Genomic DNA, 14,339 nt, shown 5'->3' with positions numbered 1-14,339 from the left:
AGTCGCGCCACTGGCGTGATTTAGCGTCTTTGCCGTACCGGCCGCCGCGCCCTCATTGCGCGTCGTCGGAAATGGTTGGTTCTGTTTGCTCTTCGTCGGCTTCAAATTCCTGGCGGATGATGCGGAAAACATCTTGTACCGTTTCCTCCTCCAGCTCCGTGCGCCGTACGATATCCTCTTTGCTGACCGCTAATACGGCGCGGCCAGTATCGAGACCGATTTTCTTGAATTCATTGAGGATCCACTCCTCAATTTCGTCGCGGAACTCGTCGAGGGCAATGTCCTCTTCGTAATCGCCCGCGTCGCGGAACACGTCGATTTCCATGCCCACCAGCCGCGAAGCCAACTTGATGTTGGCACCGCCCCGGCCAATGGCCAGACTCACTTGATCTGGCTTCAAGAACACCGAAACCCGACCAGTTTGTTCGTTTATTTTCATCGAAGTCAACTTCGCGGGCGACAAAGCCCGGGCGATGTATAGCTCCAGGTTGTCGGTGTAGTTGATGACGTCGATATTTTCGTTTTCCAGCTCCCGCACCACGGCGTGAATACGCGAGCCTTTCATGCCCACGCAAGCACCTACTGGGTCGATACGGTCATCGTAGCTTTCAACAGCTACCTTGGCCCGCTCGCCAGGCTCGCGCACGATGTTCTTGATGGTGATAAGGCCATCATAAATCTCAGGCACTTCCAACTCAAACAAGCGCTCCAGGAACGCCGGTGCTGCCCGCGACAGGATGATCTTGGGCGTACCGTTTAGTACATCCACGCGGTGCACTACGGCCCGGATAGTGTCACCTTTGCGGTAGCGGTCCTTGGGGATCTGCTCTACTTTGGGCAATACCAACTCGTTTTCTTCTTTATCCAGAATCAGGGCCTCGCGGCTCCAAACCTGGTAGACCTCGCCGGTGATAATTTCACCCACCATGTCTTTGTATTGCTGGTAGAGATTGTCACGCTCCAAGTCTTTCACGCGTTGAATCAGCGTCTGACGGGCCATCAGCACAGCACGACGACCGAAATCCTCGAGCTTCACATCTTCGGCTACTTCCTCGCCTACCTCAAAGTCAGCCTCAATCTTGCGGGCTTCGGCCAACGGAATCTTGTCGAAATCCCAGATATCCTCGGAGTTATCGTCTACAATTTCCCGGTTGCGCCAGATTTCCAAGTCGCCCTGGTCCACGTTGATAATGACGTCGAAGTTCTCGTCGGTCGTATACTTCTTGCGGATCATGGTACGGAACACGTCCTCCAGGATGCTCATCATCGTGGGGCGGTCGATGTTCTTGGATCGGGCAAACTCGGCAAACGATTCGATCAGGACGTTGCTGTTCATCGAATTTGAAGATTAAATTGTTGAATTGTTAAATGGCTGCTTATTGAATGATAAACGGTCGGTGAGTTCAGCTAGAGCAAACAACCATTCAGCAATTCAACCTGTCAGTACTTAACTATTAACCAGTTATTTAAACGAAATAACCACTTTGGCCTCCGCAATATCCGCAAACGGAATGTGCGCGGCGGGTAGGGTTTTCTTTTTGTTCTTTTCTTTCACTACCTCCGCCAGCTGAATGCCCTCGGGGGTGGTTTCTTCCAATACACCAGTTTTCTCGGTGCCATCGGTGAGCTTCAGATCCAAGGAGCGGCCCACGTGCCGGGTGTATTGGCGTGGGTCGGTGAGGGGTTGGTCGGCGCCAGGCGAGGTGACTTCCAGCGTATAGCTGGCTTCCTCACCGTACTCCTCTTCGATGCGGCGGGCCAGCCGGCGGCTCACCTGCGCGCATTCGTCAATCCCTACTCCTTGTTCGCCATCCAGCGTGACGGTGACTTTGGGCCGAATGGCATCCGATACCGTCAGGCCTACCACAAACAGGTTGGCGTCATCGGGCAGGCTGGCTTGCAACAGCTCGGCAATGCGGTCACGATCAAACTTCATAGGCAGAAAAACAGGGGGCAAAAGAAAGAGGGGACTGCGCGTCCCCTCTTCACGATAGCTAATAAGTAGGGCAAAGGTACGAAATAAGAATGCAATTCGCAACCTGTGGCCCTCTTACTGTTGCATGGTAGAGAAGAGTAGCAGTACTATAATAGCGTAACACTATGTTAGGGCCACTTAGTTCATGTTGTGTAACTCTCTGCTGGGGCAGTCTACCTACGTATTTCCACCCATCCCTTGATCGCACGACCATCTACCAGTCGCAGCAAATAGTAGTAGATAAATAGTAGTAGATACCATCGGGCTGAATGCCGCCGTCCCAATCGTTCTGGTAGGCCGCCGACTCATACACTTTGGCTCCCCAGCGTGAGAAAACTTGCAGCTGCGGTGGGCAACTGGCTGTTACCTCGAAAGTCGTATTCCAGCTGCTGCTGGGCGTTTTCGTAGAAATGCGCATCTATGCCCGACCACAGTTGCTGGTAGCGTACCTGCCGGAAGCTAGGAACCTTGCTGGCCCAGTGGGTAGGGTCGGCGCCGTGGAGGTAGTTGCGTACTTCGCCAGTTGCCTCCTCGCCGCGGAGCTGTACTTGCGCGTTGGCGCCGGCAAAACGCACGTGCAGGGCGTGCGCGGCGAGTTGGTCGGTGGCAGCCGTGGGAGCGAGGGTAGGGCGCTGAGCAGTAAGCTTGGAGTCGTCGTGCGCGTGCGCCAGCGGGTTGCGGGCAAACAAGGCGTACGTTAGTCCGTCGCTCTCCAAAAATAGCCGCCCTGGTGCAGGTTGGCAGCATAGCGGACACGAGAATCCCACTGCCCACGATTCTCAATAAAATCTAAACTTTTTGTTGGTTGCGCCGCCAGTGCCGCAGCCATAGAGAGCCAGCCCACAAGCACGCAGACGACCATTCTTTTTAAAAACATAAAAAAGGTAGTAGAAGTACCGCCAAGATAGAAGCAGGATTGATTATCCTCGCAACATACTCAACGTCTGACTTCTACCCAACCTTTAACCGTGCGGCCGGCCGTGTCGCGGAGGTGATAATAGTACACCCCATCCGGCAGATTGTCGGCGTGCCAGTCGTTGCGGTACGTCTCGGTTTCATACACTTTCGTGCCCCAGCGGTTGAACATTTTCAGTGCGGCTGGCTGGCAGCTGAAGCGCGGCACAAAGGTTTCGTTTTTGGTGTCGTGGTTGGGCGTAAAAATATTAGGCACGAACACGTCGCCTACCTCCACGGGGGCAAATTGCGTCACGACCACGCAATTGGCGTAGCGGGCCGTTAGCTGCACGCGGTAGCTGCCGCCTTTGGTGTACTCGTGGCTGGGGTTGGCGTCGGTGGATTTCGTGTTGTCGCCGAAGTCCCACTCATAGCTGCCGCCGGGTAGTACCGGCTCAAACTGCACGGTGAACGGGGCTAGCCCCGCGTACTGTGGGGCGGCGGTGCATTCGGGTACGTTCAGGACCACGTTGGAGGCAGAAACGGGGGCTAGCACTACCTGTTGGGTGCCGGTGTTTTCGCAGCCATCAAGGGTAGCGTAGCGGTAGGTGAGCGTGATATTAGCGCCTTTGCCCTTGGTATCGGGTGGCGTGAACATGCCGCTAGACGACACGCCCGTACCGGACCACGTGCCCCCGGCCGGAGAAGCCGCCGGCAGCTGAAAGGCTTGCGGCTGATCGGCGCAGAGCGTGATGACTGGGTTGGTGGTAATGATAGGGAGCGGCTGCACCGTGACGGCCATCGTAGACACCGTGCAGCTCACCGTGTCGGCGAGCGAATACGTGAGCGTGTGCGTGCCCGCACCAGCCCGGCTGGGGGTGAAACTGTTGTTTGCAACGCCAGGACCACTCCAGGTGCCACCGGCTACGGCGGCCGCAAGGGGTAGGGCCGCCGTGCTGCTGACGCATAGGGTAGGCATGGCTGTAAGAGCAACGGGCAACGTACCCGTTATCACGTAGCGCACGGTGGTGCTGCTCACGCAGGTGCCCGTAACGGGGGCGGAGTAGGTAAGGAAGTAGGAGCCTGCACTCAGGTTGGCCGGCGAGAATTGGTAGGAGCCCGAAGCGGTTCGGGTCACGCCGGGGCCGCTCCAAGTGCCACCGGCGGGCGTGCCGCCCAACGTCATAGGAGACGCGCTGGCGCACACGTAGCGCACCGGGCCGGGGTTGGAGCGCACCGGCAGGAAGTCAATCTTGAACGCGGCATTGTTGCAGTTGCTGCTGCGGTTGGTGCTGGAATACGTGCTGGCGCCAGGTGGTATAGGGAAACTGGAATTGCCCCCGCAACCACCGCACACAGCCTGGTACACCACGCCCCGCTTATCGAAGCGCGAGGTACCACCATCCACGTGTTCCCCAGAGCGGCCGGTGCCACCAAAGAAGGTAGCGTACTCCAGCCGCACCATGCCCGGCGTAAACTGGGCCAGGTAGAAGTCGGAGCCGTCGGTTTCTTTTTGAATGGCGTTGGCCGTAGTGGGCAGGCTGTTGGTGTTGCCGCTGTAGTTGGTGTTGCCGCCCCAACCGCTGATATAAATCCGCTCACACTCGTCTACCAGAAAAGCCGTGGGCGAAATGTTGGGGTCGGCGGCGCCCGAGCCGAAGGTGCTGATGTATTCGCTGCGCGTGAGGTTGTGGTCGAGCTTCTGCACAAACTGATGGCCGTTCGGGACGCCATACACGCCCGCGGTAGCCGTCATCCGGCCACGTGTCTGACCCAGAATATAGACGTTCTCATCCCCATCAAGCTGCAAAAAATACGCTTGGTCGGTGGCGCTGGTACCCAGGTAGGTGAGGTGCTCCAAAGTAGCGCCATCGGCGCTGATGCGGGCCGCAAACCCATCGATGCCACCTTGGCGGGTAGGGCGGTAGCTGCCGGTGGTGCCGGGCAGGTTGCTGCTGACAGTACCACCGCAAATAAAGACTTCGTGCGCTTTATCTACTTGAATGGAGTAGGCCGCGTCGTTGCCGGCACCGCCCAAATACGTACTCCACGCCAGCGTGCGCAGATCAGCCGAGAACTTGCAGATAACCGCATCGGAAATACCGCCCCCCATACGGCGCTGGAAGCCCGTGGCCGGAAAGTTGTTGCCAGTAGTGGAAGAAGCCAGGTATACATTGCCCTCGGCATCGGTGGTGACATCGCCTCGAAACTGGTCGCCGTAGTTCTGCACCAGGTCATCACCAATGCGCTCCAGGATGCCGTCGTTGGCGGAGCTGCCCAGGTAGGTAGAGGCCATCAGGGCGCTGCCGTTGGCGCTGAGCTTGCTGATGATGATGTCGGAACCGCCGGGGTAGTCCAGGCCCGGATCGGGGGTGAAGGTGGTGCCGCCGTTGTAGGTGCGGTCGTAGGCGCCGGCGCTGGTTGGGTAATTGCCGGAACTAGTAGAACCCAGTATCACCAGCTCACCCTGCGGATTCACTACTAGGCTCTGCGGCACCTCGGCGCCGCTACCTCCTATGTAAGTGGCGTATAGCCGGGCGGCGGTGCCGCTCGCCTTGGTATTGTATTTAATGATGCCAATGTCGGTGTTGCCGCTCCAGCTGGTGCTGTACGCCCCACGCGACACTGGGAAGCCGAGGGCGAATACCGTACCGCCCGAATACATGTTGCCCTGGGCATCGTAGGTAGCCGTGAAGCCCCAGTTGTCGGCCGTGGAGCCGGTGAACGACGAAAATTCCAGGGTAGGGTCGATGACAAGCGGCAGGCGGTGGTCGTACTTGCCCAGCTGAAACGTGAGCGTGTTGCCGGTGAGCACAAAGGCCACTGGTACGGCCACCCGCCGGCCGTTACGCTCCTGCCAGGCCTGCGGTGCCTGCTCCGTTACGTGGCCCACGCTGGTGGTAATTACCAGGTTGCCGTGGTCGAGGCGCAGCTGGGCACCGTCGTAGCGCAGGGTGATTTGCTCGGGCTGGGCGCCGGGCTGCACCGTGAAATCGTACTCCAGTAGCTGCCGGCTGTTTTCATACAGTCGCATCCCAATGCCAGGGTAAAGCTTGTCGTAGCGTACCGTGTGGTAGCCCTGCGCGGCGCTGGCCCAACGCTCTTCCTGGTTGCCCAGGAAATAGTTGCGCTGCCCGGCAGTGGGCTCTTCTCCTTGCAGCACGGCATCGGGGTTGGCTCCCACAAACTCCACGCTGTAAGCATGCGCGCGTACTTGGTCGGTGATTTCCGCCGCCACGTGGTCGTGGTGGGCGCGCAGGACCGCCGGGTCTACGAAGGCGTAGGTGAAGCGGGTAGGGCTCAGAAACAGGCGGCCAGCGGGTAGCTCGGCCGCAAAAGCGGCTTGGTCGTTCCACTGCCCGCGGTTCTCCACAAACTCCAGCGTGCGCGCATCCGGCGTAGCAGACGCAAACGCCGGTAGGGTGCTGGTAATCAAACTAGTAATCAAAGCGCACAAGCCAGTGCGTAGGGTAGAAATAAGCATAGGCGGATAAAGTAAAAACGCAGGTAATGTACGGACAAAAAACTGTTTCCTGCCCTGCCAAAGTTGCCAAAAGATCAGGCTTGTAGTGCTTCCGCTGTCGCCAATCCGCCCCGAAATCCTACCTTTGCCAGCGGACCCGCGTTGCCGGCGCAGGCCTGCTTTTCCGCCGATTTTCGTGGCCTGTGCCACGCCGTAGTGCCTGTGCGTCGTTCCTTTGCTTTTAAGTCTACCCTGCTCATCATCCTGTGGGTGCTGGTGGCCATTGCCTGCATGCAAGTGCCGGCCCGCACGTTCTGGCCTGCGGCGTTTGGCGCTCTTACCCTGCCGGTGGCGTTGGGCTTCAACGTGGGCGCCCTGTTCTACTGGCTGCTGCGTAGCTGGCGGGTAGCAGCGTTGCCGCTGTTGGTGGCGGTGCTCACGTGGCCGCATTTTCAGCGGGGGCTGGCCCTGCACCCCTTGCACGTGGTGCCGCCTACCAGCGCGCCTGGCCAGCTGGTGCGAGTGCTCAGCGCCAACGTGCGCATTTTCAATGTATACCCACAGCTACGCGATGCGGGCCTCACTTCCTCTCGCCGGCTAATTGAGTGGGTTGCCACTAACCCGGCCGATATCATCTGCCTGCAAGAGTTCTACAACGAGCCCAAAGCCACTCAGGATGGCGACGTGTTCAATGCTGTACGACGCATTGGGCCGGCGCAGGGTAGGGAAGTGTTCGTGTCGAAATCATTGACAAACAGTATAGGAGCGGAATTTGGGTTAGCCATTTTCTCGCGGTTCCCGATTGTCAACCGCGGCACCATTTCCTTTGGCAAGCTCACGCAGAACCACGCCATGTTTGCCGACCTACGTCTACCCTCCGGCGACACAGTGCGGGTGTTCAACTTTCACCTGCAAAGCATGAGCATGGAGGAGCGCGACATTGTGGACAGCTACTCCAGCAAGGCCGGGTTCAAGCAGAAAGGCCGTGGGCTGCTGGCGCGGTTCCGGCGCGGCATGGTGGCGCGCAGCGTGCAGATCGACTCGCTCACGCGCCGATTCGACCGTAGCCCCTACCCACTACTACTCTGCGCCGACCTTAACGACCTGCCCTATAGCTACAGCTACGACCAACTAGCCGACCGCTACCAAAACGCCTGGGCCAGCATCGGCAACGGGGTAGGGGCCACCTACAACGGCCGCATACCCTTCGTGCGCATCGACAATCAATTTGTGAGCGATGAGTGGACCATCGACGACGTGCAGGTGCACCGCGAAATTCCGTATTCCGACCATTTTCCACTCACGGCGCGCTACCGTTTGCACGTGTCAACACCGGCAAAGTAGTGTTATGTACTGGCAATTGAACTTTATATACTGTTGAGCTTCGACTTTATACTACGCAAACTGACTTTTGTACTTAGTTGCGTCATAAAACAAGAAAAAACAGGACGCCGGAAACGAAACGGCCTCGAACTAGTTAGCTGTTCTTACTCGCTAATTGTTTGTCTGACGGCCGCACACAAAATCAGTGCAAGCCGCTGAATCAGCAATATCTGCGATTTACCTTTGCCTTCATGGAGCACCCGCTTTCCCTCTACAATACCCTCACGCGCCGCAAGGCCCCGTTCGAACCTCTACACGCGCCGTTTGTGGGTGTGTATCTGTGCGGCCCTACCGTCTACAGCGAGGCGCACCTAGGCAATGCCCGTGGCCCGGTGGTGTTTGATGTGCTGACGCGCTACCTGCGCTACCTTGGCTACACCGTGCGCTACGTGCGCAACATCACCGACGTAGGCCACCTCGAAAGCGACGCCGACGAGGGTGAGGACAAACTGGCAAAGAAGGCCCGCGCCCAGCAGCTGGAGCCCATGCAAGTGGCCGAAACCTACGCCCACCGCTACCACCACCACATGGCGCAGTTGGGCAACTTGCCGCCCGACATCGAGCCTCGTGCCTCTGGCCACATCACCGAGCAAATCACGATGATCGAGGAAATCATCGCCAACGGCTTTGCCTACGAGGTGAACGGCTCAGTGTATTTCGATGTGCCTACCTACAACGAGAGCCACAACTACGGCAAGCTCTCCAACCGCAACATCGACGAGCTGTTGGCCGGCACCCGCGACAACTTGGCGGGCCAGAGCGAGAAACGCTCCCCGCTGGACTTTGCGTTGTGGAAAAACGCGTCGCCCGAGCACATTATGCGCTGGCCCTCACCCTGGGGCGAAGGCTTTCCGGGCTGGCACCTGGAGTGCTCGGCCATGAGCCGCAAGTACCTGGGCAAGGAGTTCGACATCCACGGCGGTGGACTGGACCTGATGTTTCCGCACCACGAGTGCGAAATTGCCCAGAGCCAAGCCAGTCACTCGCACACCGACGAGTCGCAGGTATGGATGCACAACAACATGATTACGGTGAACGGCACGAAGATGAGCAAGTCGACGGGCAACTTCATCACCCTCACCGACTTGTTTGCCGGCACCACCGAGGCGCTGTCGCAGGTGTTTTCGCCCATGGTGGTGCGCTTCTTCCTGCTGCAAGCCCACTACCGCTCGCCCATAGATGTGACGGAGGAAGGCTTGCAAGCCGCCCGCAAAGGCTACCGTAAGCTCATGAACGGCCTGCGCCTACTCGACAAGCTGGCCCTACCCGAAGGTACCGAGCGCGCCCCCGACACTGAAAAGGCCGATGCTGAGCTGCGCAAGCTGACGGCCGACTGCTTCGTGGGCCTCAACGACGACCTGAACACGGCCCGCTGCGTGGCCAGCCTGTTCAACCTGCTGCGCAAGCTGAACGGCTACGGAGCCAATCTGGCTACCCTCGCCAACGTGAGCGAGGCTGCGTTGCAGGAAACTACCGCTGCCTACCGTGCGTTGGTGACCGACATTCTGGGCCTGGCCGACGAGCCTCGCGCCGACGCCGAGCAACTGCTGCACCTCACGCTGCACTTCTACCAAGAAGCCAAAGCTGCCAAAGACTACGCAAAAGTGGACGAAATCCGGGCCGCGCTTAAAGAGCAGGGCATTGTGGTGAAAGACACCAAAGCAGGTGTTGATTGGGCGTACAGCGAAGAGTAGGTTTGTCGTTAACGCAATACGTTTTGACGTAGAAAATCACTTCGTCTGACCGTCATTCTGGGCTTGTCGAGGAATGACGTTCTTAGCGCGCTATTTATTTCAATAAAATGACCCAAAAATTCTCCTGGCTGGCTCCTGCGCTGGCGTTGCTGCTGCTCGTAACGGGTTGTAAGAAAGACAACCAGGCCGAAACCACCGCCACCGCACCCGAAACGCCTGCCCTACCCAAAGCCCCCGCTTTCAACGCCGACTCGGCCTATGCCTACACAGCTAAGCAGGTAGCGTTTGGGCCGCGTGTGCCCAACTCCAAGGCCCACGTAGCCACCGGCAACTGGATTGTAGACAAGTTTAAAAGCTTTGGGCTAAGTGTGCGCGAGCAGCCGTTTGAGGCGATGGCGTTTGATGGTAAGATGCTGCGCAGCCGCAACATCATTGCGCAGTTCAACCCGCAGGCGGGGCGGCGCGTGGCGGTGTTTGCCCACTGGGACACGCGCCCGTTTGCTGATAAAGACAAAGAGAACAAAAACGCCCCGCTCGATGGGGCCAGCGACGGCGCCAGCGGCGTGGGCATTGCCTTGGAAATGGCCCGCCAGCTCAGCATGCAGCCCGATAGCCTGGAGCCCAACGTGGGCATCGACTTCATCCTGTTTGACTCCGAAGACTACGGTTACGACGAATCAACCCAAGGCGAGTTGAAAAACCGTATTACCGACGGCACCGACAGCTGGTGCTTGGGCTCACAGTATTGGGCCAAAAACAAAGTGCCGGCCAACTACAACCCCAGCTTCGGGATTTTGCTGGATATGGTAGGCGCCCAGAATGCCAAATTCAGCCGCGAGGAACTGTCGGTACAGAATGCCAAGGACGTGGTAGACAAGGTGTGGAACAACGCCTCCAACCTCGGCTACTCCGATTATTTCCTGTTCCAGAGTGCGCCCGGCATTGACGACGACCACGTGTACACCAACCAGGCCGGCGTGCGCACCATCGACATCATCGACCACCTACCCGTTGGCGACGAGTACTTCCCCGCCTACCACCACACCACCCTCGATAACATGGACATCATCGACAAGCGCACGCTCAAAGCCGTGGGCCAAACGGTGCTGACGACGATTTACGGAGAGTAAACAAGTTATCTATAAAAGCAAAGGGCCACCGCGTTACAACGCGGTGGCCCTTTGCTTTTATAAGTACTGTAGTTGTGTACCGTCCTCACCTACTACCAACCGTGCCCGGCGGCCCACCACCAGCGCCATATTCTCGGGCTCGTGGCCTACCGGAAAACCGTATGCTACCGGAAACTCATACTTGCTGGCGTAGGTGGCAATAATTTCCTCCGGCGTTTGCCCGAAAGGCACTGTATTGTCCTGTGGGGCCGAGAAATGACCGGCCACTAGCCCCGCCAGGTTACGCAGCTTGTCGGTGCGGTCGAGGTGCACCAGCATCCGGTCGATGCTGTAGAGATATTCTTCTACGTCTTCCAAAAATAAGATGCGCCCGGCCGTAGACACATCGGAAGCAGTGCCGGTGATTGTTTGGAGTAGGCTAAGGTTGCCGCCTACCAGTTCACCTTCGGCCGTGCCTATGCGATTGAGCGGGTGCGCCGGCACAGCATACGAAACCGGCTCCCCAAACAGCACCTGTCGCAGGCTTTCCAATGATGCCTCGCCGCCCGCCTGGTGAAACAGCAGCGGCATGACGCCGTGGATGCTGGCGTGACCCAGGGCCAGCAAATGACAGTTGAGGGCCGTGATGTCGCTGAAGCCGGCTACCCATTTAGGGTTGGCAGCGAAGCCAGAAAAGTCTACCTGGTCGAGGATGCGGGTGGTGCCGTAGCCACCCCGCGCCACCAGAATCGCGCGGATATCGGAGCGGTCCAGCATTTGCTGCAAATCCTGCCGGCGTACCTCATCGGAGCCGCCAAACTGATGCTGCGCTACGTTGGTGGACGCACCCAGTACTACCTCTAGGCCCCATACAGTGAGGGTAGCAACGGCGGCGACAAGCTCTTCGTGCGAGGCTTTGCGGGCGGTGCAAACAATGGCAACCCGGTCGCCGGGTCGGAGGGTCGGAGGGAGGGTAGGCATAACGTAGCAGCTTGTTCGGCGCAAACCTACTCAACAAACACACTACTTATATAGGTGAGCAAGTGTAGCTACTGGGCTAGCGCAGTAGCATAGAACTGCGCCAAGTGGTGCGCAATCTGCTCTACCTCAATCAAAAAGCCATCGTGCCCGTAGCAGGAGTCCATTTCGGCGTAGGTGGCGCCGAGAATGTGCTGCGCTAGGAATTGCTGCTCGCTGGGCGGAAACAGCACATCGGAAGAAATACCCAGAACCAGCGTATGCGCCCGGATGCGGGCCAGTGCTTCTGCTGCGCCTCCTCGTTCCCTACCCAAATTGTGCGAGTCCATAGCCCTCGATAGCGTTACGTAAGAATACGCATCGAAACGAGCCGCGAGCTTTTGGCCCTGGTAGCGCTGGTAGGCGCTGGCGCGGAAATCAGTGAGCTTCTCGTCGGTGTCTTCCTGCTGCGTTTGGCCGTAGGCATCGTAGGTGCGGTAGCTGAGGAGCGCTACGGCCCGAGCTGCTTGCAAGCCAGCCTGGCCGCCGTCGGGTGTGGCCGCGTGGTAGGTAGGGTCAGCCAGAATGGCCATGCGTTGGGCTTCGTTGAAGGCAATGCCCCAGGGCGAATGCTGGGCGCTGGTAGCCAGCACCACCAAATGCTCGAATAAAGCAGGCTGCTGCACGGCCCACTCCAAGGCTTGTTGCCCGCCTAGCGAGCCACCTATCAGCGTGTGAATTTGTGTGATGCCCAGGTGCTGGCACAACAACTCGTGGGCGGCCACCTGGTCGCGGATGGTGACCAGGGGAAACGCCTGGTAGGGCGCCGGTGCGCCGGGCGCGGCTGGCGTGAGTGGCCCCGTGGAGCCGTAGCAGGAGCCCAGCACATTGGCGCACACGATAAACCAGTCGGCCGGATCGTAGTAAAAGCCCGCACCAAACAAGCCGGGCCACCACGTCAGCACGTCGGCGTTGGCCGTGAGTGCGTGGCACACCCATATCACATTGGTGCCAGCGGCATTCAGCGTACCCCAGGTGCAGTAAGACACATGCATCTGGGGTAGGGAGGTGCCACTCTCCAGCGGAAAGGGCTCAGGTGATACAAAAAGGTGAGTTGAATCCTCCATAAAACGCGAAAAGCAGGCAGTGGTACCGGCCGCCATCGTGCGCCCGGTACGCACTTCCTGCGCATAGAATATACCTCAAATTGGAGCCGGTGCCGAGGGAACGTTTAAAAGTCCCACCCCAAAAACAAAACCCAGTCGGCACCGGACCAATTAGATTGTCATTTCGAACGCAGTGAGAAATCTGAGTAAAACCTGGGGTCTTCACTCAGATTTCTCACTGCGTTCCAAATGACAGGCTTATACTTCCAGCGGCTGCACGTGCTCCTTGGCTGGCTTTTGCAGCGCCTCCTCCGACTCGTCGGGGGTAGCGAGGTTTTTCACCGCATCAAAAGCTTGTTGCAGGTCACCTTTGATGTCTTCAAAGTGCTCAATGCCTACTGAGAGGCGCAGGGAGGTAGGCATCACGCCCGAGGCTAGCTGCTCTGCTTCCGACAACTGCTGGTGCGTGGTAGCCGAAGGCTGGATGATGAGCGTTTTGGCATCGCCTACGTTGGCCAAGTGGCTCACTAGCTTCAGGTTGTCGATGAACTGAGTAGCCGTTTCCTTCGAGCCTTTGATGCTGAATGTAAGCACGCCGCCTGCGCCTTTGGGCAGGTATTTCTGCGCCAGGGGGTAGTAGGGGCTGCTTTGTAGACCAGGGTAGTTCACCGATTCCACTTGCGGATGCTGCTCCAGCCAGTTCGCAATTTTCAGGGTGTTTTCTACCGTGCGCTCCACGCGCAACGAGAGCGTTTCCAGGCCAATCAGTAGCTGCCAGGAGTTGAAGGGGCTGATGGCGGGACCGAAGTCGCGCAGGCCCTCTACCCGTGCCCGAATGGCAAAAGCGATGTTGCCAAATGGCCCGCCTACCCCAAATACGTCGTTGAACACCAGACCATGGTAGCCATCCGATGGCTCCGTGAACTGCGGGAACTTGCCGTTGCCGAAGTCATACTTGCCGCCGTCTACAATCACGCCGCCCACGCTGGTGCCGTGGCCGCCAATCCACTTCGTGGCCGATTCTACCACGATGTGCGCGCCGTGCTCCAGGGGACGGAACAGGTAGCCGCCCGCCCCAAAGGTGTTGTCTACTACCACCGGCAGGTCGTGCTTTTTGGCAATAGCCGTAATCTTCTCGAAGTCTGGAATACTGAAGCTGGGGTTGCCGATGGTTTCCAGGTAGATAGCCTTGGTTTTGTCGTCAATCAGCTTCTCAAATTCCTCGGGCTTGTCGCCATCGGCGAAACGCACTTCAATGCCCAGCCGCTTAAATGCTACCTTAAACTGGTTGTAGGTGCCACCATAGAGGTAGGTGGTGCTCACGAAGTTGTCGCCGGCCTGCAAGATGTTGTTGAGGGCGATGAACTGCGCCGCCTGGCCCGAGCCTACTGCCACAGCCGCTACCCCGCCTTCCAGAGCCGCCACGCGCTGCTCAAACACGTCGGTGGTGGGGTTCATTAGGCGGGTGTAGATGTTGCCAAACTCCTTCAGTGCAAACAGGTTAGCACCGTGCTCCGCGTTTTTGAACACGTAGGAAGTAGTTTGGTACAACGGTACGGCACGGGCACCCGTGGTAGGGTCGGGTTGTTGGCCGGCGTGGAGTTGGAGGGTTTCGAAGTGGAGGTTCTGCGTAGACATATGGAAAACGAAAAAAACGAGTCAGAGAAGAAGAAAAAAGTAGAATTAGGAAACTCTAGGGGCTGTCGGAGCCGGGCCAGGGACGCAGCAGGGCATGCGTCGGAGGAGAGGGCCGCTTGT

12 protein-coding genes are annotated in these 14,339 nt (G+C 58.3%); 3 read left to right on the top strand and 9 right to left on the bottom strand.

The features are described 5' to 3' along the window. Window positions 1-52 precede the first annotated feature (52 nt). The 6 genes from nusA to F1C16_RS15185 form a co-directional block, all read right to left on the bottom strand. Window positions 53-1,336 (bottom strand): transcription termination factor NusA, encoded by a 1,284-nt coding sequence (nusA, locus tag F1C16_RS15210; protein WP_185281474.1) that lies wholly within the window; start codon window positions 1,334-1,336, stop codon window positions 53-55. Window positions 1,337-1,462: 126 nt separating this feature from the next. After that, window positions 1,463-1,936 (bottom strand): ribosome maturation factor RimP, encoded by a 474-nt coding sequence (gene rimP, locus F1C16_RS15205; RefSeq protein WP_185281473.1) that lies wholly within the window; start codon window positions 1,934-1,936, stop codon window positions 1,463-1,465. A gap of 253 nt (window positions 1,937-2,189) precedes the next feature. Then, window positions 2,190-2,288, bottom strand: coding sequence for a hypothetical protein (locus F1C16_RS23360; protein ID WP_374940582.1), 99 nt, complete (start codon window positions 2,286-2,288; stop codon window positions 2,190-2,192). After that, complete coding sequence (locus F1C16_RS23060) at window positions 2,281-2,691, bottom strand: hypothetical protein (protein ID WP_258048927.1); 411 nt, start codon at window positions 2,689-2,691, stop codon at window positions 2,281-2,283. The genes F1C16_RS23360 and F1C16_RS23060 overlap by 8 nt, the downstream gene beginning before the upstream one ends. Beyond that, entirely contained in the window at window positions 2,673-2,852 is a 180-nt protein-coding gene (locus F1C16_RS15190) for a hypothetical protein (RefSeq protein ID WP_185281470.1), read from the bottom strand. The genes F1C16_RS23060 and F1C16_RS15190 overlap by 19 nt, the downstream gene beginning before the upstream one ends. 60 nt (window positions 2,853-2,912) lie before the next feature. Further along, complete coding sequence (locus F1C16_RS15185) at window positions 2,913-6,353, bottom strand: gliding motility-associated C-terminal domain-containing protein (protein WP_185281469.1); 3,441 nt, start codon at window positions 6,351-6,353, stop codon at window positions 2,913-2,915. A 63-nt stretch (window positions 6,354-6,416) separates the two neighbouring features. On the opposite strand from F1C16_RS15185, the gene F1C16_RS15180 reads away from it, so the two are divergent. The 3 genes from F1C16_RS15180 (at window position 6,417) to F1C16_RS15170 (ending at window position 10,539) form a co-directional block, all read left to right on the top strand. Next, window positions 6,417-7,676, top strand: coding sequence for an endonuclease/exonuclease/phosphatase family protein (locus F1C16_RS15180; RefSeq protein WP_185281468.1), 1,260 nt, complete (start codon window positions 6,417-6,419; stop codon window positions 7,674-7,676). Between the two features lie 230 nt (window positions 7,677-7,906). Then, a complete protein-coding gene (gene cysS / locus F1C16_RS15175; RefSeq protein ID WP_185281467.1) occupies window positions 7,907-9,409 on the top strand; it encodes a cysteine--tRNA ligase in 1,503 nt (500 codons plus the stop codon). Between the two features lie 107 nt (window positions 9,410-9,516). After that, window positions 9,517-10,539 (top strand): M28 family peptidase, encoded by a 1,023-nt coding sequence (locus F1C16_RS15170; RefSeq protein ID WP_185281465.1) that lies wholly within the window; start codon window positions 9,517-9,519, stop codon window positions 10,537-10,539. Between the two features lie 57 nt (window positions 10,540-10,596). Here the strand turns inward: F1C16_RS15170 and F1C16_RS15165 are convergent, their stop codons facing one another. From F1C16_RS15165 to F1C16_RS15155, 3 genes are all read right to left on the bottom strand, one after another. Continuing rightward, window positions 10,597-11,499 carry an LD-carboxypeptidase gene (locus F1C16_RS15165; RefSeq protein WP_185281464.1) on the bottom strand — a complete coding sequence of 301 codons (903 nt, stop codon included), beginning with the start codon at window positions 11,497-11,499 and terminating at the stop codon, window positions 10,597-10,599. A gap of 68 nt (window positions 11,500-11,567) precedes the next feature. Then, entirely contained in the window at window positions 11,568-12,602 is a 1,035-nt protein-coding gene (gene metX / locus F1C16_RS15160) for a homoserine O-acetyltransferase (protein WP_185281463.1), read from the bottom strand. A 237-nt stretch (window positions 12,603-12,839) separates the two neighbouring features. Then, window positions 12,840-14,219: an O-acetylhomoserine aminocarboxypropyltransferase/cysteine synthase family protein gene (locus F1C16_RS15155; protein ID WP_185281462.1), complete on the bottom strand. Its 1,380-nt coding sequence runs from the start codon at window positions 14,217-14,219 to the stop codon at window positions 12,840-12,842. Window positions 14,220-14,339: the final 120 nt, after the last annotated feature.

This window comes from Hymenobacter sp. NBH84 (assembly GCF_014217645.1).
GTDB lineage: Bacteria > Bacteroidota > Bacteroidia > Cytophagales > Hymenobacteraceae > Hymenobacter > Hymenobacter profundi.
The sequence above is the reverse complement of the archived record's forward strand: the minus strand, read 5'-3'. Positions and strand labels throughout refer to the sequence as shown.

Coding starts and splice junctions, on each gene's coding strand:
- F1C16_RS15190 (WP_185281470.1), bottom strand. CDS start 2,852: ATGTTTTTAAAAAGAATGGTCGTCTGCGTGCTTGTGGGCTGGCTCTCT.
- F1C16_RS15170 (WP_185281465.1), top strand. CDS start 9,517: ATGACCCAAAAATTCTCCTGGCTGGCTCCTGCGCTGGCGTTGCTGCTG.
- F1C16_RS15165 (WP_185281464.1), bottom strand. CDS start 11,499: ATGCCTACCCTCCCTCCGACCCTCCGACCCGGCGACCGGGTTGCCATT.
- F1C16_RS15155 (WP_185281462.1), bottom strand. CDS start 14,219: ATGTCTACGCAGAACCTCCACTTCGAAACCCTCCAACTCCACGCCGGC.
- nusA (WP_185281474.1), bottom strand. CDS start 1,336: ATGAACAGCAACGTCCTGATCGAATCGTTTGCCGAGTTTGCCCGATCC.
- cysS (WP_185281467.1), top strand. CDS start 7,907: ATGGAGCACCCGCTTTCCCTCTACAATACCCTCACGCGCCGCAAGGCC.
- metX (WP_185281463.1), bottom strand. CDS start 12,602: ATGGAGGATTCAACTCACCTTTTTGTATCACCTGAGCCCTTTCCGCTG.
- F1C16_RS15185 (WP_185281469.1), bottom strand. CDS start 6,353: ATGCTTATTTCTACCCTACGCACTGGCTTGTGCGCTTTGATTACTAGT.
- rimP (WP_185281473.1), bottom strand. CDS start 1,936: ATGAAGTTTGATCGTGACCGCATTGCCGAGCTGTTGCAAGCCAGCCTG.